General features: G+C 55.8%; 23 protein-coding genes. 16 read left to right on the plus strand and 7 right to left on the minus strand.

What is annotated here, in order from left to right:
- Nucleotides 1–14: 14 nt before the first annotated feature.
- The gene (locus ABLV78_RS17155; protein ID WP_045396265.1) at nt 15–1,673 is read right to left on the minus strand and encodes an ATP-dependent endonuclease; all 1,659 of its coding nucleotides are present in this window, start codon (nt 1,671–1,673) and stop codon (nt 15–17) included.
- A 395-nt stretch (nt 1,674–2,068) separates the two neighbouring features.
- On the opposite strand from ABLV78_RS17155, the gene aqpZ reads away from it, so the two are divergent.
- The 4 genes from aqpZ to hcr all read left to right on the plus strand — a co-directional run bounded on the left by aqpZ (nt 2,069) and on the right by hcr (nt 6,557).
- On the plus strand, nt 2,069–2,764 hold the full coding sequence (gene aqpZ / locus ABLV78_RS17160; protein WP_015367500.1) for an aquaporin Z: 696 nt from the start codon (nt 2,069–2,071) through the stop codon (nt 2,762–2,764).
- 117 nt (nt 2,765–2,881) lie between these two features.
- Nucleotides 2,882–3,781, plus strand: a complete 900-nt coding sequence (locus ABLV78_RS17165) for a LysO family transporter (protein ID WP_047049040.1) — start codon at nt 2,882–2,884, stop codon at nt 3,779–3,781.
- A gap of 143 nt (nt 3,782–3,924) precedes the next feature.
- Nucleotides 3,925–5,577 (plus strand): hydroxylamine reductase, encoded by a 1,653-nt coding sequence (gene hcp / locus ABLV78_RS17170; RefSeq protein WP_045396269.1) that lies wholly within the window; start codon nt 3,925–3,927, stop codon nt 5,575–5,577.
- An 11-nt stretch (nt 5,578–5,588) separates the two neighbouring features.
- Nucleotides 5,589–6,557 carry an NADH oxidoreductase gene (hcr, locus tag ABLV78_RS17175; protein ID WP_047049043.1) on the plus strand — a complete coding sequence of 323 codons (969 nt, stop codon included), beginning with the start codon at nt 5,589–5,591 and terminating at the stop codon, nt 6,555–6,557.
- Nucleotides 6,558–7,202: 645 nt separating this feature from the next.
- On the opposite strand, the gene ABLV78_RS17180 is transcribed toward hcr, so the two are convergent.
- Entirely contained in the window at nt 7,203–7,637 is a 435-nt protein-coding gene (locus ABLV78_RS17180; protein WP_047049046.1) for a DoxX family protein, read from the minus strand.
- A gap of 152 nt (nt 7,638–7,789) precedes the next feature.
- Here ABLV78_RS17180 and poxB point away from each other — a divergent pair, with 152 nt between their 5' ends.
- The 4 genes from poxB (at nt 7,790) to ABLV78_RS17200 (ending at nt 13,102) form a co-directional block, all read left to right on the plus strand.
- Entirely contained in the window at nt 7,790–9,508 is a 1,719-nt protein-coding gene (gene poxB / locus ABLV78_RS17185; RefSeq protein ID WP_045396281.1) for a ubiquinone-dependent pyruvate dehydrogenase, read from the plus strand.
- Nucleotides 9,509–9,546: 38 nt separating this feature from the next.
- Complete coding sequence (gene ltaE / locus ABLV78_RS17190; protein ID WP_045396282.1) at nt 9,547–10,548, plus strand: low-specificity L-threonine aldolase; 1,002 nt, start codon at nt 9,547–9,549, stop codon at nt 10,546–10,548.
- A 10-nt stretch (nt 10,549–10,558) separates the two neighbouring features.
- Entirely contained in the window at nt 10,559–12,001 is a 1,443-nt protein-coding gene (locus ABLV78_RS17195; RefSeq protein ID WP_047049050.1) for an SDR family oxidoreductase, read from the plus strand.
- Between the two features lie 87 nt (nt 12,002–12,088).
- Nucleotides 12,089–13,102 carry a 3-beta-hydroxysteroid dehydrogenase gene (locus ABLV78_RS17200; RefSeq protein ID WP_047049052.1) on the plus strand — a complete coding sequence of 338 codons (1,014 nt, stop codon included), beginning with the start codon at nt 12,089–12,091 and terminating at the stop codon, nt 13,100–13,102.
- A gap of 45 nt (nt 13,103–13,147) precedes the next feature.
- Here ABLV78_RS17200 and ABLV78_RS17205 read toward each other — a convergent pair whose 3' ends face one another.
- Nucleotides 13,148–13,990: an N-acetylmuramoyl-L-alanine amidase gene (locus ABLV78_RS17205; protein ID WP_045396293.1), complete on the minus strand. Its 843-nt coding sequence runs from the start codon at nt 13,988–13,990 to the stop codon at nt 13,148–13,150.
- Nucleotides 13,978–15,117 (minus strand): GGDEF domain-containing protein, encoded by a 1,140-nt coding sequence (locus ABLV78_RS17210; RefSeq protein WP_045396296.1) that lies wholly within the window; start codon nt 15,115–15,117, stop codon nt 13,978–13,980. The genes ABLV78_RS17205 and ABLV78_RS17210 overlap by 13 nt, the downstream gene beginning before the upstream one ends.
- A 364-nt stretch (nt 15,118–15,481) precedes the next feature.
- Between ABLV78_RS17210 and yahO the strand changes: the two genes are divergently transcribed.
- The 8 genes from yahO to artJ all read left to right on the plus strand — a co-directional run bounded on the left by yahO (nt 15,482) and on the right by artJ (nt 21,911).
- A complete protein-coding gene (gene yahO / locus ABLV78_RS17215; protein ID WP_045396302.1) occupies nt 15,482–15,754 on the plus strand; it encodes a DUF1471 family periplasmic protein YahO in 273 nt (90 codons plus the stop codon).
- Between the two features lie 299 nt (nt 15,755–16,053).
- Nucleotides 16,054–17,241 carry an OmpP1/FadL family transporter gene (locus tag ABLV78_RS17220; protein WP_047049056.1) on the plus strand — a complete coding sequence of 396 codons (1,188 nt, stop codon included), beginning with the start codon at nt 16,054–16,056 and terminating at the stop codon, nt 17,239–17,241.
- A gap of 146 nt (nt 17,242–17,387) precedes the next feature.
- The gene (locus ABLV78_RS17225; RefSeq protein ID WP_045396309.1) at nt 17,388–17,903 is read left to right on the plus strand and encodes a lipoprotein; all 516 of its coding nucleotides are present in this window, start codon (nt 17,388–17,390) and stop codon (nt 17,901–17,903) included.
- A gap of 226 nt (nt 17,904–18,129) precedes the next feature.
- Nucleotides 18,130–18,858: an arginine ABC transporter ATP-binding protein ArtP gene (gene artP, locus ABLV78_RS17230; protein WP_015367515.1), complete on the plus strand. Its 729-nt coding sequence runs from the start codon at nt 18,130–18,132 to the stop codon at nt 18,856–18,858.
- A 19-nt stretch (nt 18,859–18,877) separates the two neighbouring features.
- Nucleotides 18,878–19,609 carry an arginine ABC transporter substrate-binding protein ArtI gene (gene artI, locus ABLV78_RS17235; protein ID WP_015367516.1) on the plus strand — a complete coding sequence of 244 codons (732 nt, stop codon included), beginning with the start codon at nt 18,878–18,880 and terminating at the stop codon, nt 19,607–19,609.
- Between the two features lie 6 nt (nt 19,610–19,615).
- Nucleotides 19,616–20,332 (plus strand): arginine ABC transporter permease ArtQ, encoded by a 717-nt coding sequence (artQ, locus tag ABLV78_RS17240; protein WP_015367517.1) that lies wholly within the window; start codon nt 19,616–19,618, stop codon nt 20,330–20,332.
- Nucleotides 20,332–21,000 (plus strand): arginine ABC transporter permease ArtM, encoded by a 669-nt coding sequence (gene artM, locus ABLV78_RS17245; RefSeq protein ID WP_015704859.1) that lies wholly within the window; start codon nt 20,332–20,334, stop codon nt 20,998–21,000. The genes artQ and artM overlap by 1 nt, the downstream gene beginning before the upstream one ends.
- A 179-nt stretch (nt 21,001–21,179) precedes the next feature.
- On the plus strand, nt 21,180–21,911 hold the full coding sequence (gene artJ / locus ABLV78_RS17250; RefSeq protein WP_015367519.1) for an arginine ABC transporter substrate-binding protein ArtJ: 732 nt from the start codon (nt 21,180–21,182) through the stop codon (nt 21,909–21,911).
- A 62-nt stretch (nt 21,912–21,973) separates the two neighbouring features.
- Here the strand turns inward: artJ and ABLV78_RS17255 are convergent, their stop codons facing one another.
- The 3 genes from ABLV78_RS17255 to rlmC form a co-directional block, all read right to left on the minus strand.
- Entirely contained in the window at nt 21,974–23,446 is a 1,473-nt protein-coding gene (locus tag ABLV78_RS17255) for a sensor histidine kinase (RefSeq protein WP_045396315.1), read from the minus strand.
- Nucleotides 23,443–24,159, minus strand: coding sequence for a response regulator transcription factor (locus ABLV78_RS17260; protein WP_047049060.1), 717 nt, complete (start codon nt 24,157–24,159; stop codon nt 23,443–23,445). The genes ABLV78_RS17255 and ABLV78_RS17260 overlap by 4 nt, the downstream gene beginning before the upstream one ends.
- Nucleotides 24,160–24,236: 77 nt before the next feature.
- Complete coding sequence (rlmC, locus tag ABLV78_RS17265; RefSeq protein WP_047049062.1) at nt 24,237–25,364, minus strand: 23S rRNA (uracil(747)-C(5))-methyltransferase RlmC; 1,128 nt, start codon at nt 25,362–25,364, stop codon at nt 24,237–24,239.
- Nucleotides 25,365–25,393: the final 29 nt, after the last annotated feature.

The raw sequence follows: 25,393 nt of genomic DNA on the forward strand, positions 1-25,393 counted from the left end.
TTTTCGCCGCTGGGCTAATCAGCGCGCCCGCGCGCCAGCCACAGCACGCGGGAAAACATCTTTTTCAGCAACGTCGGGACGGCGTCAATTCCCCGCCGCCCAGCCTCCATCGCGACCTCTATCGCCAGATCGGGTTTCGATGAACGATGTATAGCTTTAGTGATCACCCGGCGCATGTTCATCGGCATATTATCCGGGATCTGCGCCACCCGATGATAAACATCGTCGAACCCCTGACGATACATAAAGTGTTCCATATCCATCGCCGGAAGCATGGTTAAGTGCACGCGTTCCAGTTCGTTATCGTTGTTGAGTAGCCCGCGCACCGTAGCGGCATACTTCTTACCGGCCTCATCGCCGTCAACCAGCACATGCCATTCAATCCCCATCCGGCGGGCGAATTTAATCAGCGGCTTAAGCCCGGACTGGGCAAACTCGATAACCTTCACCCCTTCAGCGTCGAAATGATGCCCGCACTGGCGCGCCAGTTCGTTGATAACCCAGGTTTCCGTTTCGCCTTCCACCAGCAACCAGCAGCGGGCGAACAGCGATGACGCGCGGTTGAAGCGAATGTGAAACGCAATGCGGCGACTATCTTCCGCATTCATCCCGCCGGGACCGAGCCGCCACGCCGAGACGCGGGACGATTCACGTACCAGCCGACACACCTGTTCAACCGGCGTTAACGACAAAAGTTCGCCGGAATTGGTTGTGGTGACTCGCTGCAACGGCAACAGATTCAGTAAATGCCAGGCGACCGAAAGCATGATCGGATGCAGACGCGTTTCCGGGTCCTCAATCAGCAGCAGCGGCCGCGCATCGCGATCGAGGCGGACGGTCCCCTTCGCCTGCAATAAAGTGGAGAACAACCCAAGCAGGATCACCCGGTGACTACGACCACCGGGTTTATCAATCATTCGGTTAATAATATCGAGATAGCGCCAACTGCGTTGTTCATCATGAGAACGTCGGCGCATCAGGCGATTGCGGCTTTGCGCGCTGCTCTGCTCGGCGAAATAATGTTCTAGCAGTTGCACCATCGCCGACAGCCCTTCGCGGATTTGCCCATCGGTGAGATTTTGCGGGTGATTGACCAGCTCGCGGGAAAGAAAATCCAGCTGCCGGGCGGTAATTTCAATTTGCGGCGAATGCGGCACGGTACCGTTGTGAATTCGGCGCATAAAGCGGGCGTCGCGCAGGCGCAGCACCGGCATCAGGCGTACCAGGTGGCGCGCCAGATCGTCAATATCATGCAGCTCCAGCGCCTCTCCCTGGCAGTTAATAAAACTACGCAGGGTCATGACGCTGCCGTCATCCGCCAGCTCGCCCTCAAGGCGATAGAAAATACGCTGGTAGCCGTCATCGCACGGCACCCAGCAATCGCTAAGCGGACGAAAACGGCGCACGCGATGGCGCCCGGGTTCATTCTCGCGGAAAGTTAAAATGATATGTAGATGATGCTCCCGCCCCTGAATATCGCCGGGGGGAAACCAGAAGTCATCGCGCACGAAATGGTACAGGTCAAACTCAGGCGATAAAAGCAGCGTCAGAGCGTCCAGCAGGCTGGATTTACCCCATGCGTTTTCGCCGATTAGCACATTGTTTTGCTCGAGCATCAACGATAAACGGTTGATACCGCGAAATCCGACGATCTCTACACGCTCAAGATGCATATCCCCTCCGCCTGGCCCACATTCTCCTTCAGTAATCAGCAGTATAGCGAGGCGCAGACGACATGGCACCCCCTGCTTCCCACGCCGACAATGGAATCCAGAAGCAAATGAGTTTGTAAGGTATCGGCTCTTGATTTCATATAATTAATAAATTAATTCATCTTCGGTAGTAGTTTATTTTTCAGCGTTGTGTTCTACACTTGCATAAATCATGCATGGTGAAAGGAAAATCATCTCATTGCTCTAAATCAAATTACATCAATTTATTTAACTAGTCCGAGGGTGGCGTTCGTCCCTAAAATAGCGACGCTTTATTTTTATCGTCATCCTTTGCGTCGATAAATAAAGACCGGCACGTCATAACGTGTTCGTTTACATTATTATTTGAGGTGGTTATGTTCAGAAAATTAGCAGCAGAGTGCTTCGGCACATTCTGGCTCGTATTCGGCGGCTGCGGCAGCGCAGTGCTGGCAGCAGCGTTCCCGGAATTGGGAATTGGTTTTGCCGGCGTCGCCCTGGCCTTCGGTTTAACCGTATTAACCATGGCTTTTGCCGTGGGTCATATTTCCGGCGGTCACTTTAACCCGGCGGTCACTTTAGGTCTGTGGGCCGGCGGTCGTTTCCCGGCTAAAGACGTCATCGGTTATATTATCGCCCAGGTGGTCGGCGGTATTATTGCCGCCGCGGTGCTGTACGTTGTCGCCAGCGGTAAAGCCGGTTTTGACGCTGCCGCGAGCGGCTTCGCTTCAAACGGTTTCGGCGAACACTCCCCGGGCGGCTACTCGATGCTGTCCGCTATCGTTATCGAAATCGTGCTGACCTGCGGATTCCTGCTGGTTATCCACGGTGCGACCGATAAAAACGCCCCGGCGGGCTTTGCGCCGATCGCTATCGGCCTGGCGCTGACCCTCATTCACCTGATTAGCATTCCGGTCACCAACACGTCCGTAAACCCGGCGCGTAGCACCGCGGTCGCTATCTTCCAGGGCGGCTGGGCGCTGCAGCAGCTGTGGCTGTTCTGGGTGATGCCAATCATCGGCGGTATCCTCGGCGGCGTGCTGTACCGCACCCTGCTCGAAAAACGCGACTAATCCTCGCAAGAAGCCCGGCGATGCCGGGCTTTTTCTTTTTGCCGACAGCTTTACTCGGCCTGGCGAATTGGGTAGTGTCATTGGCGCTATTCTTAATTTGCAAGGACCTTGCCGTTCATGTTTTCGGGACTATTAATCATTCTGCTGCCGTTGATTGTCGGCTATCTGATTCCTCTGCGTCACCCTTCCGCACTGAAACTGATTACCCGGCTGCTTAGCTGGATTGTTTACGTCATCCTCTTTTTCATGGGGATTAGCCTTGCCTTCCTCGATAACCTCAGCAGCAATCTGTTATCAATACTGCATTACTCCGCGGTCAGCATTGTGGTAATTATTCTGTGCAATATTGCAGCACTGCTATGGCTGGATAAAAAAATGCCGTGGCGGGTTAAGCATCGTCCGGAAAAATTACCCTCGCGCCTGGCGATGGCTCTCGAGTCGCTGCAGCTGCTTGGCGTCGTGCTAATTGGTTTTCTGTTGGGGTTAAGCGGCCTCTCTTTTTTACAACATGCGACCGAAGCCAGCGAATATACTTTAATTTTCTTATTATTCCTTATCGGTATTCAGCTACGTAATAATGGAATGACATTACGGCAAATAGTCCTTAATCGTCGTGGCATGATTGTCGCGGTAGTGGTCGCAGCCAGTTCATTATTTGGCGGAGTGATTAATGCCCTTATTCTTGGTCTGCCCATTAAAACCGGTCTGGCGATGGCGTCCGGATTCGGCTGGTACTCCCTTTCGGGGATCCTGATGACCGAATCCTACGGCCCGGTCATAGGCAGCGCCACATTCTTTAACGATCTGGCCCGTGAGCTGCTGGCTATTATGCTGATCCCGGGCATGGTAATGCGTAGCCGCTCCAGCGCGCTTGGGCTGTGCGGCGCAACCTCGATGGACTTTACTCTGCCGGTGCTACAGCGCTCCGGCGGCGTGGAAATCGTGCCTGCAGCCATCGTACACGGTTTTATCCTCAGCCTGCTGGTGCCGGTGCTGATGGCGTTCTTCTCAGCCTGATCCCCCTGTGGCGGTAGATCCCTACCGCCAAAATTGCGCTAAATCAATCTCCCTTTAAGTTGTATCAGAAATACCTTTTCTCCGTACAGACACAGGCATAACCTTAAACATGTATCTAAAATATAACTTTAAAGGGTGTGATCATGTTTTGTGTGCAATGTGAACAAACTATCCGTACGCCGGCAGGAAATGGCTGTTCTTACGCGCAGGGTATGTGCGGTAAAACCGCTGAAACCTCCGATTTGCAGGATCTGCTGATTGCTTCGCTGCAGGGGCTCTCCGCATGGGCCGTTAAGGCACGTGAATATGGCATCATCGATCATGAGGTGGATAATTTCGCCCCGCGCGCGTTCTTCTCTACTCTGACCAACGTGAACTTCGACTCGCCGCGTATCGTCGGCTACGCCCGTCAGGCGATCGCGATGCGCGAGGCGTTGAAAGCGCAATGCCTGAATATTGACGCCAACGCCGCCGTCGACAGCCCGGTCGCCGATCTGCAGCTGGTTAGCGATGATCTGGGCGATCTGCAACGTCAGGCGGCGGACTATACGCCAAATAAAGACAAGGCCGCGATCGGTGAAAATATCCTCGGCCTGCGCCTGCTGTGCCTGTACGGCCTGAAAGGCGCTGCGGCCTATATGGAACACGCGCACGTGCTCGGCCAGTACGACAACGACATTTACGCCCAGTACCATAAAATCATGGCGTGGCTGGGGACCTGGCCTGCCGATATGAACGCTCTGCTGGAATGTTCGATGGAAATCGGCCAGATGAACTTCAAAGTGATGAGCATCCTCGACGCCGGTGAAACCACGAAATATGGCCACCCGACGCCGACTCAGGTCAACGTTAAAGCCACCGAAGGTAAGTGCATCCTGATCTCCGGCCACGATCTGAAAGATCTTTATAACCTGCTGGAGCAGACCGAAGGTACCGGCGTTAACGTCTATACCCACGGCGAAATGTTGCCGGCGCACGGTTATCCGGAACTGCGTAAGTTCAAACACCTGATCGGCAACTACGGCAGCGGCTGGCAGAACCAGCAGGTTGAATTCGCCCGCTTCCCGGGCCCCATCGTAATGACCTCCAACTGCATCATCGACCCGACCGTCGGCGCTTACGACGATCGCATCTGGACCCGCAGCATCGTCGGCTGGCCGGGCGTCAACCATCTGGAAGGCGAAGATTTCTCCCCGGTTATCACCCAGGCGCAGCAAATGGCCGGCTTCCCGTATAGCGAAATCCCGCATCTGATCACCGTCGGCTTCGGCCGCCAGACGCTGCTCGGCGCGGCGGATACGCTGATTGATCTGGTCAGCCGTGAAAAACTGCGCCACATCTTCCTCGTCGGCGGCTGCGACGGCGCGCGCGGCGAACGTAACTACTTCACTGATTTCGCCACCAGCGTACCGGACGACTGCCTGATTTTAACCCTCGCATGCGGTAAATATCGCTTCAACAAACTGGATTTCGGCGATATCGAAGGCTTGCCACGTCTGGTCGATGCCGGTCAGTGTAACGATGCCTACTCGGCGATTATTCTCGCGGTAACGCTGGCGGAAAAACTGGGCTGTGGCGTAAACGATCTGCCGCTGTCGTTGGTGCTCTCCTGGTTCGAACAAAAAGCCATCGTCATCCTGCTGACGCTGCTGTCGCTCGGGGTGAAAAACATCGTCACCGGCCCAACCGCGCCTGGCTTCTTCACCCCGGACCTGCTGGCTGTCCTCAACGAGAAGTTCGGTCTGCGTTCCGTCACTACCGTAGAACAAGATATGCAGCAGTTGCTGAGCGCATAAGGAGTCACCGCATGACAATGCCAACTCAACAGTGCCCGTGGCGAATGCAGGTTCATCATATTCAGCAGGAAACGCCGGACGTATGGACGATTTCGTTGCTGTGCCACGACTATTATCCCTATCGTGCCGGGCAGTACGCGCTGGTTAGCGTGCGCCATTCGGCGGATACGCTGCGCGCCTATACGCTCTCCTCAACGCCCGGGGTCAGTGAATACATTACGCTGACCGTTCGTCGTATTGACGATGGCGCAGGCTCACAGTGGTTAACCCGCGATGTGAAACGCGGCGACTATATCTGGCTGTCGGATGCGATGGGCGAATTTACCTGTGAAGATAAAACAAGCGATCGTTTTCTGATGCTGGCCGCCGGCTGCGGCGTGACGCCGATTATGTCGATGCGCCGCTGGTTGGCGAAGTACCGCCCGCAGGCGGATGTGCAGGTTATCTTTAACGTGCGTTCGCCGAAGGATGTGATTTTTGCCGAAGAGTGGCGTCAATACCCGGTCACGCTGGTGGCGGAAAACGACGCGACGCCGGGCTTTATCGCCGGGCGCCTCACTCGCGAGCTGTTGCAAAGCGTGCCGGATTTAGCCAGCCGTACCGTGATGACCTGCGGCCCGGCGCCTTATATGGAGATGGTGGAACAGGAAGTGACGGCGCTTGGCGTGACGCGTTTCTTTAAAGAGAAGTTCTTTACCCCGGTGGCGGAAGCCGCTTCCGACGGATTGAAATTCACTAAGCTGCAGCCGGCGAAAACGTTCTACGCGCCGGTCGGCACCACGTTGCTGGAAGCGCTGGAAAGCAATAAGGTACCGGTGACCGTCGCCTGCCGCGCTGGCGTCTGCGGCTGCTGCAAAACCAAAGTGGTTGCCGGCGAATACAGCGTTACCAGCACCATGACGCTGACCGATGCGGAAATCGCCGACGGCTACGTGCTGGCCTGTTCCTGCCACCCGCAGAGCGATCTGGTTCTCGCCTGAGGTCAAAATCCCCGGTGGCGCTACCGCTTGCCGGGGCTACAGGGCCGTAGATACTGTTATCGGTTTGCAACGGTTTTGGTCGGGGAAAACATGTGCTTTGTGTTAATTCTGAGCACATTGCGCTCCGATATTTCTTCTGCGTTATGCCCCTCATGGCGCAGGGAGCGTACAGGGGGCGGCCAGTCGCCGCCGCCCCCTGTACCCCCGGGCTCTGGCCGCCAAAATCGCCACTTCGTGGTACCTTCGACTTATCCCTGCAGGCTTCGGGTCGGGCCGAGGCAGCGTCCTTGCAAAACACGGCCCTCAGCCCGCATCCATGCGGGCTGCCCCGGCCTTCCGGGAACGTCTCAGCGATTTTGAGGCCGCCAACACCGACAGTTTCAGCCAGCATGGTGAATAAATTAAAGGCAGGCCGCACTGTTATCGGTTTGCAACTTTTTTAAGGGTTTTCCCGGACGCGGCGCGTTGCGCCTTCTCCGGGCTACCAAATCGCATCGTGCTGTAGCCCCGGTAAGCGGTAGCGCCACCGGGGGATTTTGAGATCACCAGCACCAATAGTGTCAGCCAGCGTGGTGAATAAATTAAAGGCAGGCCGCACGGACCGTAGGCCGGATGGCGGCATTAATGCCGCCATCCGGCACTTTTTTACCGCCAGGCCGACTGACTGGCCAACGAATACCGCCCGGCCCCTAATAGCGCAATCGCCAACGCGCCGATAAAGAAATAGACCAGGCTTTCAATCGCCCATGCGCCGACGGCATCCAGCGCGAAAGTTTTACCCGTCCCGACCATCAACCAGGCGACCGCCATGGTGAACGCCAGCACCAGCGCCGCCGGGCGCGTCAAGACGCCAAGAATAAGTAAACAAGGCGCGACGACTTCCCCCACCAGCACGCCGTAGGCAATGAACCCCGGTAGCCCTTTCGCGACCAGCATCCCGCTAATGCCATCCACGCCGTCGATTAGCTTATGCAGACCGTGAAACAACATTAAGCCGCCAACGGCAAGTCGTAACAAGAGTTTACCGGCATCTTCATGCGATAGCGTTTTATTTACTGTGTTTAACAATCCCTTAACCATTTGATGTGCTTCCTGTTTTACACCCTATGTGTTCCCAGAGTATGCGCAATATTCCGCCAATAAAACCAGCGAAAAATAAGGGGCAATCGGCAACGCGACCTGTAGTTTCATCTAAGCTTGATAGCGTTATCACAAAAAGGAGATGGAAAACCATGAAACAGACCGTGGCGTCATATATTGCAAAAACCCTTGAACAAGCTGGCGTTAAACGTATTTGGGGCGTAACCGGGGATTCCCTCAACGGCTTGAGCGACAGTTTAAACCGCATGGGGACCATCGAATGGATGCCGACCCGGCATGAAGAGGTTGCCGCCTTTGCCGCCGGTGCCGAAGCCCAACTCACCGGCGAGCTGGCGGTCTGCGCCGGTTCCTGCGGGCCGGGCAACCTTCATCTGATTAACGGTTTGTTCGATTGCCATCGCAACCACGTACCGGTGCTGGCCATCGCCGCCCATATTCCCTCGAGTGAAATCGGCAGCGGTTATTTCCAGGAAACCCATCCACAAGAGCTGTTCCGCGAATGCAGCCACTACTGCGAGCTGGTCTCCACTCCGGAGCAAATTCCGCAGGTGTTGGCTATCGCCATGCGTAAGGCGGTCATTAACCGCGGCGTTTCGGTAGTTGTGTTGCCCGGCGACGTAGCGCTGAAACCGGCTCCGGAAAGCGCCAGCAGCCACTGGTATCATGCGCCGCAGCCCACGGTCACCCCGGCGGACGAAGAGCTGCACAAGCTGGCGCAGCTTATCCGTTACTCGAGTAATATTGCCCTGATGTGCGGCAGCGGCTGCGCCGGCGCGCACCAGGAGCTGGTGGAGTTTGCGGCGAAAATTAAGGCCCCTATCGTCCATGCTCTGCGCGGCAAAGAGCACGTCGAATACGATAATCCTTACGATGTTGGCATGACCGGGCTTATCGGCTTCTCTTCCGGTTTCCATACCATGATGAACGCCGACACGCTGATCCTGCTCGGCACCCAGTTCCCCTATCGCGCGTTCTATCCCACCGACGCCAAAATTATCCAGATCGACATCAACCCCGGTAGCATCGGCGCGCACAGTAAGGTGGATATGGCGCTGGTGGGCGATATCAAATCGACCCTGAAAGCGCTGCTGCCGCTGCTGGAAGAGAAAACCGATCGCCGCTTTCTCGATAAAGCGCTGGAGGACTATCGCGAAGCGCGTAAAGGGCTTGACGATCTCGCCAAACCCAGCGAGAAAGCGCTCCATCCCCAGTATCTGGCGCAGCAGATTAGCCGCTTTGCCGACGACGACGCGATCTTTACCTGCGACGTCGGTACCCCTACCGTCTGGGCGGCGCGCTATCTGAAAATGAACGGCAAACGCCGCCTGCTGGGTTCGTTTAACCACGGCTCGATGGCCAACGCCATGCCGCAGGCTATTGGCGCCAAAGCGACCGCGCCGCATCGCCAGGTCATCGCGATGTGCGGTGATGGCGGCTTCAGCATGCTGATGGGTGACTTTTTATCGCTGGCGCAGATGAAGCTGCCGGTAAAAATCGTCATTTTTAATAACAGCATTCTCGGCTTCGTGGCGATGGAGATGAAAGCCGGCGGCTATCTGACCGATGGAACCGAACTGCACGACACCAACTTCGCCCGCATTGCCGAAGCCTGCGGGATCAAAGGGATACGCGTCGAGAAAGCCTCTGAGGTTGATGAGGCGCTGCAGACCGCCTTTAGCACCGACGGTCCGGTATTAGTCGATGTAGTTGTCGCTAAGGAAGAGCTGGCGATCCCGCCGCAAATTAAGCTGGAGCAGGCTAAAGGCTTTAGCCTGTATATGCTGCGCGCGATCATCAGCGGACGCGGAGACGAAGTCATTGAACTAGCGAAAACCAACTGGCTCAGGTAAAACAATGCTATCACCCTGAATCAGAACAAGGATATGCCGTGATAGATCTTCGCAGTGATACCGTAACCCGCCCCGGGCGCGCCATGCTGGAGGCCATGATGGCCGCCCCGGTCGGGGACGATGTGTATGGCGACGACCCGACCGTCAATGAACTCCAGCGCTATGCCGCTGAGCTCGCAGGTAAAGAGGCGGCGCTGTTTCTGCCTACCGGCACCCAGGCCAACCTCGTTGGCCTGCTTAGCCACTGTCAGCGCGGCGAAGAGTACATCGTCGGCCAGGGCGCGCATAACTATCTGTATGAAGCCGGCGGCGCTGCGGTGCTGGGCAGCATTCAGCCGCAGCCGATCGATGCCGCGGCGGACGGTTCGCTACCGCTGGATAAAGTGGCGGCCAAAATAAAGCCCGACGATATCCATTTCGCCCCCACCCGCCTGTTAAGCCTGGAGAACACGCACAACGGTAAGGTGCTGCCACGCGGCTATCTGCAAGAGGCCTGGGCGTTCACCCGCCAGCGCAATCTGGCGCTACACGTCGATGGCGCGCGTATCTTCAACGCCGTTGTAGAGTACGGCTGCGAGCTGCGCGATATCGCGCAGTACTGCGATTCGTTCACCATTTGCCTGTCAAAAGGGCTCGGTACGCCGGTCGGTTCTCTGCTGCTGGGCAACGAAGCGTACATCCGCCGCGCCATTCGCTGGCGTAAAATGGTCGGCGGCGGGATGCGTCAGGCAGGCATTCTGGCCGCCGCCGGTCTGTATGCTCTGCAGAATAACGTTTCCCGTCTGCAGGAGGATCACGACAACGCCGCGTGGATGGCGGAACAGCTTCGCGCCGTCGGCGCTGACGTGATGCGCCACGACACCAACATGCTGTTCGTGCGCGTCGGTGAGGAGCAGGCTCGGGCGCTCGGCGAATTCATGCAGGCCCGCGGCGTGTTGATCAACGCCTCGCCTGTCGTGCGTCTGGTCATGCATCTCGATGTTAACCGCCAGCAGTTGACGGAAGTGGTCGGTCACTGGCAAGCCTTTTTACAACGCTAAGGAGTCAGGCGTGTCGCAATCTATTCTGGTGCTTGGCGCCAGCGGCTATATTGGCCAGCATCTGGTGCGCGAATTAAGCGCGCGAGGTTATCCGGTGTTGGCGGCGGCACGCCATATCGACAGGCTGCAGAAGCTCGATCTTCCCGGCGTCACCTGCCACGCTATCGACCTCAATCAGCCGCAGGATCTCCCTGCTCTGCTTCGCGGGGTCGATACCCTTTACTACCTGGTGCATGGCATGGGCGAAGGCGGTGATTTCATCGCTCATGAACGCCGGGTCGCCGTTAACGTGCGCGATGCTTTGCGTCAGACGCCGGTGCGCCAGGTGATATTTCTCAGCTCGCTGCAGGCTCCGGCGCAGGAGCAGTCCGACCATCTGCGCGCCCGCCAGGTGACGGCCGATGTTCTACGCGAGTCAGGGATCCCCGTCACCGAGTTACGGGCGGGTATCATCGTCGGCGCCGGATCCGCCGCTTTTGAAGTGATGCGCGACATGGTTTACAACCTGCCGGTGCTGACGCCGCCGCGCTGGGTTCGATCGCGCACCACGCCCATCGCGCTGGAAAACCTGCTCTACTATCTGGTGGAGTTACTCAACCATCCGGCCCGTGAACACCGCGTTTTCGAGGCCGCCGGCCCGGATGTTCTCAGCTATCAGCAGCAGTTCACCCATTTTATGGCGGTCAGCGGTAGGCATCGCCTGTTGATCCCTATCCCCTTTCCGACCCGCTGGATTTCGGTGTGGTTCCTGAACGTTATCACCTCGGTGCCCCCCACCATCGCTAAAGCACTAATTCAGGGGCTCAAGCACGATCTGATCGCCGACGATCGTTCGCTACGCGCGCTGATCCCGCAAACCTTGATTCCCTTCGATCAGGCGGTGCGTCGTACCCTGAAAGAGGAAGAACAGCTGGTGAACTCCAGCGACTGGGGCTACGACGCCCAGGCTTTCGCCCGCTGGCGGCCGGAGTATGGCTATTACCCCAAGCAGGCAGGCTGCACCGTTAGCACCCGGGCGAGCCGTAAGGCGCTGTGGCGAGTGGTGAACCAAATCGGCGGCAAAGAGGGGTACTTCTTCGGCAATATCCTGTGGAAAATCCGCGGCGCCATGGATCTGCTGGTCGGCCACCGCCTGGCCAAGGGGCGACCGCGGCATGACTATCTGCAAACCGGCGATACGGTCGACAGTTGGAAAGTGATTATTGTGGAAGAAGAACAACAGTTAACCCTATTGTTTGGCATGAAAGCTCCCGGTCTTGGTCGTTTAAGCTTTACCATTCGCGATAAAGGCGACCATCGCGAGCTCGACGTTCGCGCCTGGTGGCATCCACACGGCATGCCTGGCCTGTTCTACTGGCTGCTGATGATCCCGGCGCATCTGTTTATTTTTCGCGGCATGGCGCGACGCATCGCCCGCCAGGCCGAGCAAATCACAGGCAAAAACGAAGATTAAGCGTTATTCTTTCATGATTCTCATTGCATACTCGGGAGAATCACGGAAAAATGCGCACGAAATTCTTTTCTGGGACAGTAGATTGATATGAAGGTACTGGTTACCGGTGCGACCAGCGGATTAGGCCGTAATGCGGTGGAATATCTGCGCAACAAGGGCATCAGCGTGCGAGCAACCGGGCGCAACGAAGCGATGGGTAAGCTTCTGAGCAAAATGGGCGCGGAATTTATTCCTGCCGATCTAACCGAACTGGTCTCTTCGCAGGCTAAAGTGATGCTCGCCGGTATCGATACGCTATGGCACTGTTCCAGCTTTACCTCGCCGTGGGGAACCCAGCAAGCCTTCGATTTAGCCAACGTTCGCGCAACGCGCCGCCTTGGCGAATGGTCCGTGGCCTGGGGCGTACGCAATTTCGTCCATATTTCATCACCTTCGCTCTATTTCGATTATCACCACCATCGCGATATTCAGGAAGATTTCCGCCCGCACCGCTTCGCCAATGAATTCGCCCGCAGCAAGGCGGCCAGCGAAGAGGTTATCAATCTGTTGGCGCAGGCGAACCCGCATACCCGCTTTACGATATTGCGCCCGCAAAGCCTGTTCGGGCCGCATGATAAGGTCTTTATTCCGCGAATGGTGCAGATGATGCGCCACTACGGCAGCGTGCTCCTGCCGCGCGGCGGTAACGCGCTGGTGGATATGACCTACTACGAAAATGCGGTGCATGCGATGTGGCTGGCCAGTCAGCCGCAGTGCGATCACTTACCTTCCGCGCGGGCGTGGAATATCAGCAACGGCGAGCCGCGGACGCTGCGTAGCATTGTGCAGAAGCTTATTGACGAGCTGAGCATCAAGTGCAGAATCCGTTCGGTGCCCTATCCGATGCTGGATATTATCGCCCGTAGCATGGAGCATTTCGGTAATAAATCGGCAAAAGAACCGGCCTTCACCCATTACGGCGTCTCAAAGCTCAATTTCGACTTTACCCTCGATATCTCCCGCGCCCAGCAGGAACTTGGTTATCAGCCGATCGTTACCCTGGATGAGGGCGTTTCGCGCACCGCAGCGTGGTTAAAAGACCACGGTAAACTGCACGATTAAAACCGTCGATTACGGCAGCAAACCATCCTGTTTGCTGCCAAATGTTCACCCCTGCCCATATTTTTCCAGCAACGCCTCGGCGATGGCCTGCGTTTGCGCATCGGCCACGCCGTCCCAGCGTGATGGCCTGAAGTGCATCTGGAAAGCCATGATCACCCGTTTTTGCTGCGCCGGGGTCATCTCCGGAGTGACCTGATAGCCGTAGCGCGACAGCAGGTCTAACAATTCGCCGCGATCGACCGGCTGCCAGCTCGGGCGCCCTTGCAGATAAAAGGCGACACGCGCATCATCGGGCCAGGCGCCAATCCCCTGCTGCGCCAGCGCTCGCCACGGGAACAGCGGGCCGGGGTCGTCCTTACGCTGCGGCGCGATATCGGCATGGGCGACGACGTTCTGCGGCTGAATGTGATAGCGGGCGATGATATCTTTCGCCAGCGGGATAAGCGCTGCAATTTGCGCTGGATTAAATGGGGTAAAACTTTTTATATCGCCGTTTTTTTGCCAGCCGCGATTTTCCAGCTCAATACCAATCGACGTATCGTTGATCCGCGTGCTGCCGCGCCAGAAGCTGATGCCGGCGTGCCAGGCTAAATCTTCCTCCGGCACCAGTTGCCAGATACGCGGTTTACCGTGGCGCAGCGGCGGCTGCTCGGGAATTAAATAGTGCGAACTGACCTCTTTATCGGTCAGGGTCGCCAACGAGACATCAAAGTTATCGGCGGTATAGTGAATGACCAGGACCTTAATACGAGGATAAGCCGCCTGCGCCGGATGACGGGTATCCAGCTGATAACCCTGTTTGTCGACAATGCCCTGCTCCTGCGCACAGCCTGCCAGCAGCAACGCGGCAAGCGCAAGCTGGATAATGCGCTTTCCTAATAAGACCATCGATTACGCCCTTCTTGCTTGGCTTTATACAGCGCCGCATCCGCCTGCGCGATCAACTCTGAAGGCGGGGTGCCTCCCTCTGAAGCGACAATCCCCATACTGACCGTCACCAGCGGCCCAACATCGGATTTGGCATGCGGCAGCGCCGCTTCGCGAATTTTCTGTTGGATCCGCTGCGCCACCGCCGTAGCGCTATCTAATGATTGCAGCGGCAGGACAATCACAAACTCCTCGCCGCCATAGCGCGCCACCATATCATCCTGCGCGCGCACCGACATCTTCAGCACTGAGGCGATGCAGGAGAGGCAGTAATCACCGGCCTGGTGACCGTAGTGGTCGTTATAACGTTTAAAAAAGTCGACATCGAGAATGATCAGCGCCAGCGGCTCTTTCCGTTCCCAGGCCTGAGCCAAAAAATTGTCCAGCGCCCGACGGTTAGCCGTCGCCGTCAACGCATCCTGATTAGCCATGTTTTCCAGCCGGTTAATCAGTTGCATATTCTCCTGATGGGTATTCCAGGCTTCATCATACCAGCGCTGTAATATCTGACGGCCGTATACCATAATAGCGGTACAAATTACCCAAAGAATTAAAAAACGTAAATCGACGCCGTGATGTATTTGCACCCCAGCGAGTAATGAAGTACCCCATAAAGGAACAAGGTAAGCTACAAGGCCCACCGGGAAATAATAGAGCGCGGCAAGACCGGTGGTCATTAAAATAACCAGCAGCGGCCAGGCGAACGGCAGCGACCATAAAATGATGAAACAGTAACTACTCATCGCCCAACATAAGCTGAGGATCAATAAGATAGCAGAAATCACTTTAGTGGCATAAATACCACTTAATATTCGCCCGGAGATAACCATCACGCAAAGCGCCAGCGAGAAAACGATAATGACCCCAAGCGCCATCTCCAGATAAGGGATAATATCTGGATTAGTCAATCTTTGATGATTGAACTCGGTGAACAGAACGTTGCGGAAGATGACCATCAAGGCAAAGGCAATATTGACGAACGCCAGCCACGGCATGCTGCGCGACAGCGCGTGTTTTTGCACATTTTCGCGACTGGCCCACAGCATCGTTCGATTTTCGCGCGGATCCAGCCGTTGTTCTGTCGGCATAGCTACTCCTTTTTCAGCATCTGGACAATGCGTTAAGCTGCCCGCGGTAACTTTTCTATATGATAAACCATCAATCCGGGAATGTCTGTTGCCGGCCGCTTCAGCCATTCGCCGCTTAACGTCATTTTCAGCTAACGACAGATGAAAAAGATCTTACGCCCCGATACAGTCTATTGCGCAATAAAAAGCAAGCGTTATCAATGAGAACCACGTCATCTTTTCTTTAAAAAATCGTTAATTAAAGGTCATAAAAATGCAGCATTTCGCTTGAAAAAAAGACGGGCTTGATTCAATCTGATGGCGCTCATTGGTTAGTTAAAACAAGGGCATGATGATAGCAAGATAAACAATGGAGATTAATAATATGAAATATGCAGCTTTAGTGGCAGGTGCAGCATTGTTTTTAACCGCGAACGCATTTTCTGCAGAAATTCTGAGCAAAGAAGATTTCGCTAAAGTACAGGGTCAATACCACAAAATTGGTACCATCTCCTCTACCGGTCAAACTGCGCCAAGCGATGCGCGCGAAGAACTGATCAAAAAAGCCGATGAAAAAGGCGCTGACGTTGTGGTTCTCTCTTCCGGCAATACCGATAAGAAACTGCACGTATCCGCGAATATCTATAAGAAGAAATAATTAGTTTTTCCCATTATAAGAGCATTATCATCTGAGGATGATAATGCTTCTTTTTAATTTCCCTGCGAACATTTATTTTTATACGCCTTTCTCATTTACCATCCGCGACTAGTCATATCAAATATGCGCCTTCATCAGGATGCTAATCCGGATAACGACTAAAATAGTTAATCCACTCCGTTATCGGACTCGCAATATATCCCCCTGGACTATCAGTATAAATTCGACGCCAAAAAGAGATGTCCTCTATACTTTTGGGCATAAGAAGATGCTCGCGTTTAAATTACCGCAGGTGGCAAATGAAAAAAATCGCATTTCTTATTTCTGGGTTGCTCTGCTCTGGCTTTACCCATGCCAGCGCGCTCTATTTTTATGAAATCGGCACCGAAGACGTCGGCCTGGCAGGCGCAGGCCAGGCCGCCCGCGCGCAGGACGCCTCCACCATCGTCACCAACCCTGCCGGCATGACCCGATTGCCTGACCATATGTTTACCGGCGGCGCACAGGTCATGGGCGGCGATGTCCCGTACCAGATGAATAATGACCACGGCGGTAATAGTCCTGGTAACGTGATGAATCTGTTCCCTAACGCCAGCGGCTTTTATGCGCAGAAAATCAATGATGAGGTGTATGCCGGGATCGGTCTGTACGGCAACTACGGTTTAGGCATTGATTTTGGCAACTGGGCCGGCGACCGGCTGATCAAAAAAAGTACCATGGTGGCGATGACGCTGAGCCCATCGCTGGCGTGGAAACTTAACGATCGTCTCTCTGTCGGCGCCTCCGCCAACCTGAACTATGGTTATTTATCGCTGACGCGTAACGTCGACGGTAATGACGAGAAAGATAAAGATCATGATTGGGCGATGAGTTACCGCCTGGGTTTGCTGATGCAGTTGACCGACCAGACCCGCGCCGGCATCACCTGGAACAGTAAAACCGATTATGACTTTAACGTTAAGGGGAAAGCGCGTTTCCCTAATTTACCGAACGTCTCATATGATCTACCGATTTCCGCCCAGGTCCGCGCGCCGCAGCAGATTATGCTCAGCCTGGTGCATGACATCAATAAACAGTGGTCGGTCATGGGCGATCTCGGCTGGCAGGACTGGAGCCAGTTCGGCAGCCCGCAAATCACCGTTGCCGGTCACGAAAGTAGTAAAAATAACCGCCTGAAGGACTCCTGGCATACCGCCGTCGGCGTACAGTACCGGCCGACCGAGCAGTGGCGTCTGAACGCCGGCGTCGGGTTCGACAGCACGGTTTATGATTCACAAAGCGACACGGCGCTCTCGCTGCCGACCGGCGATGAGTGGCGCTTCGCCACCGGCGCGCAATACCAGATAACCCCGGCCAGCAATATCGGCGTCGCAGTCTCTTATCTGCACATGCAATCTTCCCACGTAAAATCACCGGAACTCATCGCCGGCAGCTACGATCACCCTTACCTGTGGTTCGCCAGCGTCAACTATAGTTATCAGTTCTGATACGCCGGCTGCCCGCACAAGAAGCGCGGGCAGCCGATGGTCGTTGTCACATCAAGGTCTTAGCTCTTTGCGTCAAGTACAATTGGCGCGCTTACGCTATGCTTTAGCAGAATCTAACAACGTAGTGAGTTCATAAGGAAATCATCATGCGCTACAACATTCTTGCACTTGTTTTGCCTTGCGCACTGGCGCTGAGCGCCTGTACCACCGTGACCCCGGCTTATAAAGACAACGGCACCCGCAGCGGTTCCTGCATCGAGGGCGGCCCGGACGAGGTAGCGCAGCAGTTCTATGATTATCAAATCCAGCACCGAAATAACGATCTCACCGCTCTGCGCCCGTATCTGAGCGACGATTTGGCTAAACTGCTGAACGACGCCCGTCAGGATCCATCGCGTAACGCGCTGCTGCAATCAAATCCATTCTCCAGCAGTTCCACCCCGGCGGATAGCGCCGACGTCGCCAGCGCCTCGACCATCCCGAACCGCGATGCGCGCAATATTCCGCTGCGCGTCGAATTGAAACAGGGTACGCAGAGCTGGAAAGATGAAGTGCTGATGATTCAGGAAGGCCAGTGCTGGGCGGTTGACGATGTCCGCTACCTTGGCATAAACAGCCACGCTCCGGCGGGTACGCTGCGTCAGAGTCTTGAGAAACGCTGATTTCGGCGTTAAAGCCACCCCGCTGAAACGATAACCCCGGTAAAATGTCGGTATTCCGTGCGGTAATGCCGACATTTGTTCCCCCCTACCACACGAACCCATATTTTGTGCTAACTTTAGTGATAAATGTGGTTTACATTTAACTTTTAACGCATAAATATTGCATAACTATTCTGTCAAAGGTACTATTTGCGGCCTCAATAGCTATTCGTATCAGACTGCCCAGATGAGTATTAAACTAAACGGCATTAATTGCTTCTACGGCGCGCACCAGGCGCTGTTCGACATCACGCTGGATTGCCCGCAGGGGGAAACGCTGGTGCTCCTCGGCCCAAGCGGCGCCGGTAAAAGCTCGCTGCTTCGCGTACTCAACCTGCTGGAGATGCCGCGTTCCGGTACCTTAAACATCGCCGGTAATCAATTCGACTTCACCAAAGCGCCGTCTGACAAAGCTATTCGCGAGCTGCGCCAGAATGTCGGGATGGTCTTCCAACAGTACAATCTGTGGCCACATCTGACGGTGGTGCAAAACCTGATCGAAGCCCCGTGCCGCGTGCTGGGCTTAACCAAAGATCAGGCGCTGGCGCGCGCCGAAAAACTGCTCGAGCGTTTACGCCTTAAACCTTACAGCGACCGCTATCCGCTGCATCTGTCAGGCGGTCAACAGCAGCGCGTAGCGATTGCCCGCGCACTGATGATGGAGCCTCAGGTGCTGCTATTTGATGAACCCACCGCCGCGTTGGATCCGGAAATCACTGCCCAGATCGTCAGCATCATTCGCGAACTGGCGGAGACCGGAATCACCCAGGTTATCGTTACCCACGAAGTGGAAGTGGCGCGTAAAACCGCCAGCCGCGTGGTGTATATGGAAAACGGGCATATCGTTGAGCAAGGGGATGCTAACTGCTTCGCGCATCCGCAAACCGACGCCTTTAAAAACTATCTTTCACATTGATGTTTTCGGGGAAATAACGATGAAAAAAGTACTGATTGCCGCTCTGCTCGCGGGCATGAGCCTTTCCGCTACCGCAGCCCAGACCATCCGTTTCGCCACCGAGGCCTCCTACCCTCCGTTTGAGCTGGTAGACGCCAACAACAAAATCGTCGGCTTTGACGTCGATCTGGCTAACGCGCTGTGCAAAGAGATGGACGCGACCTGCACCTTTACTAACCAGGCTTTCGATAGTCTGATCCCAGGGCTGAAATTCCGCCGCTTCGACGCCGTCATGGCCGGTATGGATATCACCCCTGAGCGTGAAAAACAGGTACTGTTCAGCACCCCGTATTATGAAAACTCGGCGCTGTTCGTCGGCCAGCAGGGCAAGTTCACCGGCATTGACCAGCTTAAAGGCAAAAAAGTTGGCGTGCAGAACGGCACTACCCACCAGAAATTCATCACTGATAAGCATCCGGAAATCACCACCGTTCCTTACGACAGCTACCAGAATGCCAAACTGGATCTGCAAAACGGCCGCATTGACGCCGTCTTCGGCGACACGGCGGTAGTGACCGAATGGCTGAAGAGCAATCCGAAGCTGGCGCCAGTGGGTGATAAAGTGACGGATAAAGACTACTTCGGTACCGGCCTCGGCATTGCGGTTCGTCAGGGCAATACCGAGCTGCAGCAGAAATTTAATGCTGCGCTGGAAAAAGTGAAGAAAGATGGGACGTACCAGACCATCTATAGCAAATGGTTCCAGAAGTAACGCTGAATGAACGAATTTTTTCCATTAGCAAGCGCCGCCGGGATGACCGTCGGCCTTGCCGTTTGCGCGCTGGTCATCGGCCTGGTGCTGGCGATGCTTTTCGCCGTGCTGGAGTCGGTGAAATGGCGTCCTGTGGCATGGCTGGCGACCGGCATCGTCACGATTTTACGCGGCCTACCGGAAATTCTGGTGGTGCTGTTTATCTACTTTGGTTCCTCACAGCTGCTGCTGACGCTGTCTGACGGTTTTACTCTCAATCTTGGGTTTGTGCAGATTCCGGTACAGATGCAAATTGAGAATTTCGACGTCAGCCCGTTCCTCTGCGGCGCCATTGCGCTTTCCCTACTGTATGCAGCCTATGCCTCGCAGACCCTGCGCGGCGCCTTGAAAGCGGTGCCGCAGGGGCAGTGGGAATCCGGACAAGCGCTGGGTTTGTCGAAGGCGGCGATATTCTTTCGCCTGGTGATGCCGCAGATGTGGCGCCATGCTCTGCCGGGTCTGGGCAACCAGTGGCTGGTGCTGCTGAAGGATACCGCGCTGGTCAGCCTTATCAGCGTCAACGACCTGATGCTGCAAACCAAAAGTATTGCTACCCGTACTCAGGAGCCGTTTAACTGGTACATCATTGCGGCAGCGATTTATCTCGTCATCACCCTGTTGAGTCAATACATCCTCAAGCGTATTGACCAGCGTGCGACGCGCTTCGAACGGAGACCAGGTTGATGCTCGATTACTTACCCGAACTGCTGAAAGGGCTGCATACCAGCCTGACGCTGACCGCGGCATCGATCGTCGTGGCGCTGATCCTGGCGCTGATCTTTACCATCGTCCTGACGTTAAAAACGCCGGTGGTGGTGTGGATCGTCCGCGGCTATATCACCCTGTTTACCGGGACGCCGCTGCTGGTGCAGATCTTCCTGATCTACTACGGGCCAGGACAGTTCCCGTCATTGCAGAATTACCCGGTGCTGTGGCATCTGATTTCTGAGCCCTGGCTGTGCGCGCTGATCGCCTTATCGTTAAACAGCGCGGCTTATACTACCCAGCTGTTCTACGGCGCCATCCGCGCCATTCCGGACGGCCAGTGGCAGTCCTGCAGCGCGCTGGGGATGAGCAAGAAGGATACGCTGGCGATTCTGCTACCGTATGCTTTTAAACGCGCCCTCTCCTCGTACTCTAACGAAGTGGTACTGGTCTTTAAAAGCACCTCGCTGGCTTACACCATCACCCTGATGGAAGTGATGGGCCATGGCCAGCTGCTGTACGGGCGTACCTATGACGTGATGGTCTTCGGCGCAGCCGGTATCATTTATCTGGTGGTGAACGGCCTGCTGACGCTGCTGATGCGTCTGGTGGAAAGAAAAGCGCTGGCCTTCGAGCGTCGTAACTAACATTACGAAATGCATAAACAGTAAATAATGAAACGGGTAAGTGCCAATGCTTACCCATTTTTTTTATAACCAATAAAATAAACATACAACTTTATTGCATATAAATTCATTTAATGGCATTGTGAACTTCAGCCGTAAACCGGCACAACATCATAAGATTGACCGACGGGAGTCCCACTATGAAAAAGTTAGTTCTGGCCGCTCTGCTTAGCTCTTTCGCCTTTGGCGCCGCTGCCGCGGAAAAAATCAGCTTTGGCGTTTCCGCGACCTATCCGCCATTTGAATCCATGGATGCGAATAACCAGATTGTCGGTTTCGATCTCGATCTGGCTAAAGCGCTGTGTAAGCAAATGCAGGCCGACTGTACTTTTACCAACCACGCTTTCGACAGCCTGATCCCGGCGCTAAAATTTAAAAAGTATGATGCGGTAATTTCCGGCATGGACATCACGCCTGAGCGTAGCAAACAGGTTGCGTTTACCGACCCGTACTATGCCAACTCGGCGCTGGTGATCGCCAAAAAAGACGCGTACCACTCTTTTGATGACCTGAAGGGTAAGCGTATCGGCATGGAAAACGGCACCACGCACCAGAAATACCTGCAGGATAAGCACCCGGAAGTCAAAACCGTCGCTTACGATAGCTATCAGAATGCCATTATCGACCTGAAAAACGGCCGTATCGATGGCGTCTTCGGCGATACCGCGGTGGTCAACGAATGGCTGAAGACCAACCCGCAGTTAGGCGCGGCGACGCCGAAAGTGACCGACCCGCAGTACTTCGGTACCGGTCTCGGCATTGCGGTGCGCCCGGATAATAAAGCGCTGCTGGAAAAACTCAACGCCGCGCTGAAAGCGATTAAAGCTGACGGAACCTACCAGAAAATTAGCAACCAGTGGTTCCCGGAGTAAGACCTGCGCTTCCCGGCTTAGGGCGCAACCGCCTGAGCCGGGTCAAACGGCAACGCTCCCCCTTACAGCGGCAGGGTAAACTGGAAACAGGCCCCTGCCGGTACTTCCAGCAGGCGAATATCGCCCCCGTGCAGTTGCAGCATCCGCCGAACAATCATCAACCCCAGCCCGCCTCGTGAGGCGCTCTGCTGCCCCGGTTCCAGTACCGATGGCCGCTCAAACAGATTGGCCCGTAATTCACCGGCGACGCCCGGGCCGCTATCGGCCACCTCGACCACCACCTGTGCCCCCTGCTGGCGCGACGACAGACGAATTTCGCCCCCGTGCGGAGTATGGCGAATGGCGTTATCCAGCAGATTAGTTAATACCCGCTCCATCATCGAAAGATCCGCCTCAACTAACGGCAAGCCTGACGCCAATTCCAGGCGCAGACGGATTTCGCGGGTGGCAATCGCCAGATCGAATTTTTGCGCCACGTCCTGAATCAGCTCGGCAAGGATAAACTTTTCCGGCTGCGGCTTAATACCGCCATGTTCAAGGCGCGCCAGCTCAAATAGCTGTTGTGAGAGATGACGAACTTTATTTCCCTGGCGTAGCGCGATATTCAGATACTGCTTGCGCTCCTGCGCCGTCAGGCGATCATCCTTAAGCGATAGCGTCTCCAGATACCCCAGCAGCGAAGTCAGCGGCGTACGCAGGTCATGCGAAATATTGGCAATAAACTCCCGGCGCTGACGATCGCTATCAGCCAGCCGATCCCACTGCCCGGCGATCTGCTGCGCCAGTTCGATAAAACGGTTATGCAGCAGCGCCACTTCATTTCCGGGATACGGGTCCGGCGCCTGCGCCGCCAGCGCTTTGATTGCGCGAATGCTGTCGCTATCCCCCGCCGCCACCAGCGCCGTCAGCTGGCGTACCGGGCGCGTTACCCAGTACCACGCCAGGCCGCCGGCCAACAGGCCAAATAGCGCCACCAGCAGCAGGGTCCATAGCAGCAAGCTCCACAGCGTCTTCTGCCAGGCGCTCTGCGCCAGTTCATTAAACGTTTCGCCCTGCAGAATAATATAAAGATAGCCACGTAGCTGGCCGTCAAGGCGTAGCGGCGCGGCGCTAAACACTTTTTGCTGGTCCATGCTGCGCGGATCGTCGCCATAAATCGGCCACGCGCCGCCGGAGAGAAACGCCTGCACCGGCGCCATGGCAATGCGCTGGCGTTTAATGTGCCCCGGCGGCGCGGCATCCGCCAGCAGCTCGCCATCCGGCGAAACGAGGTACAGCTCGACGCTTGGGTTAAACACCATCAGACGGTCAAATAGTGGTTTCAATGCCGCGCGATCGACCTCGCCGCGGGCGTTGAGCAGCGGCTCGCGAGCAGCAATCTGCTGCGCCAGCCCGGCGGAAAGCCGCTGCACCATGACGTTACCGTACTGCGCGCTGCTATAGAGCTGGAGCAGGCAGACGGAGAGCGCGCACAGCAGCAGCAAGCCGATAAACACCAACGACAGCCGTTGGCTGAGGCTGAGTCGGCGGATCATGACTGCGCCCCGGCGCTGTAGGGGGCAAATTTATAGCCCTTCCCCCAGACGGTAAGAATAATGTCCGGCTCTGCCGGGTCGCGCTCTATTTTCGTGCGCAGACGATTAATATGCGTGTTGACCGTATGTTCATAGCCTTCATGCTGATAGCCCCAGACGCTATCCAGCAGCGCCAGGCGCGAAAAAACTTCGCCGGGATGGCGGGCAAAGTAATAGAGCAGATCGAATTCGCGCGGCGTGAGATCCACCAGTTCACCGCGTAGCCTGACTTCCCTGGACAGCGGGTCGATATTCAGGCCGTGGCAGGCGATACGTCCGGCATCCATCAAGAGATTTTGTCCCATCGCTTCCTGACGGCGGAACACCGCCTTCACCCGGGCAATCAGCTCCAGTAGGGAAAAAGGTTTCGCCAGATAATCATCGGCGCCCATCTCCAGCCCCTGCACGCGTTGGATTTCGCTGGAACGGGCGCTAATAATAATCACCGGCAGATAGCGCGTTTGCTGGCGGATGCGGCGGCAAATCTCCAGCCCGTCGACGTTAGGCAACATCAGGTCAAGAATCACCGCGTCCCAGACGCCGTTATCCAACTGGCGCAGCGCCTGCGCGCCGTCCGCTTCATGCACGATTTGATACCCTTCATCCTGCAGATTCAGGCGCAACAAAGCCGCGATATCATCATCATCTTCCACCAGCAGGATTTTTTTACTCATCAGATTCGCTCCACGAATTTCACGCTCGTTTCATAAAGCTTACCCGATTTCAGCCGCTTAAAGAGTTCACATTTTGTTTAAACTTCACGAACCAGCAGCGTCAGCACTTCATAATGCGCGGTATGTGGGAACATATCGAACAACTGTACACGCTCAACGCGATAGCCCTGCAGACGGTCAATATCTGCGGCCATTGTCCGGGCGTTACAGCTCGAGTAAATGATATACGGCGGCGCCATGCGGCTTAGATAATCGCACAGTTCGGCGCCGATGCCGCGCCGCGGCGGGTTGACCAGCACCAGCTGTGGAATATCGTCTTCATGCGTCGCGAATTGCGTGGAATCCAGCGCCTGAAAATGGAGATTGCTTAACCCCAACTGGGCCGCGGATTGCTTCGCGCAGGCGATGGCTTCCGGAGCGATTTCGATACCGGTAAGGCGCATCTGCGGGGTGGCGCAGTGCAGACCAAAACCGCCGACGCCGCAAAACAGATCCCACATGTGGTTGACCGGCAGCGCGCGCACCCAGTCGCGGGCGGTAGCGTAGAGCTGGCTCGCCACCGTCGGGTTGGTCTGGAAAAAGCTTTGCGGGCGGATCCACAGCGGTACGCCGTTAAAGTTCTCCGCCAGCGCCGGTTGATCGCTGAGGAAAATCTCCTGCTCCCCTTCCATGATAGCCATGTGCACGGGCTGAATATTGGCGGTAATCACCTTAAGCTGCGGCAACTGCTGCTGCAGCCACGGCAGCGCGGCGCGCAGTTGTGCAAGCTTATCCGCAGAGCGCAGGACGAAACGCAACATCATGCCGCCCTGCTGGCTTTCGGTCAGCAGCAAATACTTCAGCTCGCCGCGCTTGCGGGCAACGTTATAGGGGGTGAGTCCGGCGCGGGCGATAAACGGCTTCAGCGCGGCGAAAACCGGCGCGAAACTCGGCGGGTACAGCGGGCAATCGGTGAGATCTTCCGGCGTGCCATCGCGATGCAGCATGCCGAGCAGCGGGCGCTCTACGCTACCGCTTACGACCATTTTCGCTTTGTTGCGAAACGCCGTCTCCGGACCTGAGACCGGAGCAAGCCATGTCATCACCGGCTGACCCGCCAGCAGTTCGCGCAGGTTCGCCATTTTATCGGCGAGCTGTTGCGTCAATGGCAATTCCAGCCACTGACAGGAACGGCAGCGGCCCGCGTCGTAAAGTGCGCAGTGCATAAGAAGACCTTCAAAAAAACCGGGGCGGG

Origin of the sequence: Klebsiella sp. CN_Kp075 (assembly GCF_040065055.2) — a bacterium.
In the GTDB taxonomy this organism is placed as follows: Bacteria; Pseudomonadota; Gammaproteobacteria; order Enterobacterales; family Enterobacteriaceae; genus Klebsiella; species Klebsiella aerogenes.

Coding starts and splice junctions, on each gene's coding strand:
- artI (WP_015367516.1), top strand. CDS start 18,878: ATGAAAAAAGTACTGATTGCCGCTCTGCTCGCGGGCATGAGCCTTTCC.
- hcr (WP_047049043.1), top strand. CDS start 5,589: ATGACAATGCCAACTCAACAGTGCCCGTGGCGAATGCAGGTTCATCAT.
- yahO (WP_045396302.1), top strand. CDS start 15,482: ATGAAATATGCAGCTTTAGTGGCAGGTGCAGCATTGTTTTTAACCGCG.
- rlmC (WP_047049062.1), bottom strand. CDS start 25,364: ATGCACTGCGCACTTTACGACGCGGGCCGCTGCCGTTCCTGTCAGTGG.
- ABLV78_RS17220 (WP_047049056.1), top strand. CDS start 16,054: ATGAAAAAAATCGCATTTCTTATTTCTGGGTTGCTCTGCTCTGGCTTT.
- ABLV78_RS17155 (WP_045396265.1), bottom strand. CDS start 1,673: ATGCATCTTGAGCGTGTAGAGATCGTCGGATTTCGCGGTATCAACCGT.
- artQ (WP_015367517.1), top strand. CDS start 19,616: ATGAACGAATTTTTTCCATTAGCAAGCGCCGCCGGGATGACCGTCGGC.
- ABLV78_RS17255 (WP_045396315.1), bottom strand. CDS start 23,446: ATGATCCGCCGACTCAGCCTCAGCCAACGGCTGTCGTTGGTGTTTATC.
- hcp (WP_045396269.1), top strand. CDS start 3,925: ATGTTTTGTGTGCAATGTGAACAAACTATCCGTACGCCGGCAGGAAAT.
- ABLV78_RS17225 (WP_045396309.1), top strand. CDS start 17,388: ATGCGCTACAACATTCTTGCACTTGTTTTGCCTTGCGCACTGGCGCTG.
- ABLV78_RS17200 (WP_047049052.1), top strand. CDS start 12,089: ATGAAGGTACTGGTTACCGGTGCGACCAGCGGATTAGGCCGTAATGCG.
- aqpZ (WP_015367500.1), top strand. CDS start 2,069: ATGTTCAGAAAATTAGCAGCAGAGTGCTTCGGCACATTCTGGCTCGTA.
- ABLV78_RS17165 (WP_047049040.1), top strand. CDS start 2,882: ATGTTTTCGGGACTATTAATCATTCTGCTGCCGTTGATTGTCGGCTAT.
- artP (WP_015367515.1), top strand. CDS start 18,130: ATGAGTATTAAACTAAACGGCATTAATTGCTTCTACGGCGCGCACCAG.
- poxB (WP_045396281.1), top strand. CDS start 7,790: ATGAAACAGACCGTGGCGTCATATATTGCAAAAACCCTTGAACAAGCT.
- ABLV78_RS17260 (WP_047049060.1), bottom strand. CDS start 24,159: ATGAGTAAAAAAATCCTGCTGGTGGAAGATGATGATGATATCGCGGCT.
- ABLV78_RS17180 (WP_047049046.1), bottom strand. CDS start 7,637: ATGGTTAAGGGATTGTTAAACACAGTAAATAAAACGCTATCGCATGAA.
- artJ (WP_015367519.1), top strand. CDS start 21,180: ATGAAAAAGTTAGTTCTGGCCGCTCTGCTTAGCTCTTTCGCCTTTGGC.
- ABLV78_RS17210 (WP_045396296.1), bottom strand. CDS start 15,117: ATGCCGACAGAACAACGGCTGGATCCGCGCGAAAATCGAACGATGCTG.
- artM (WP_015704859.1), top strand. CDS start 20,332: ATGCTCGATTACTTACCCGAACTGCTGAAAGGGCTGCATACCAGCCTG.
- ABLV78_RS17205 (WP_045396293.1), bottom strand. CDS start 13,990: ATGGTCTTATTAGGAAAGCGCATTATCCAGCTTGCGCTTGCCGCGTTG.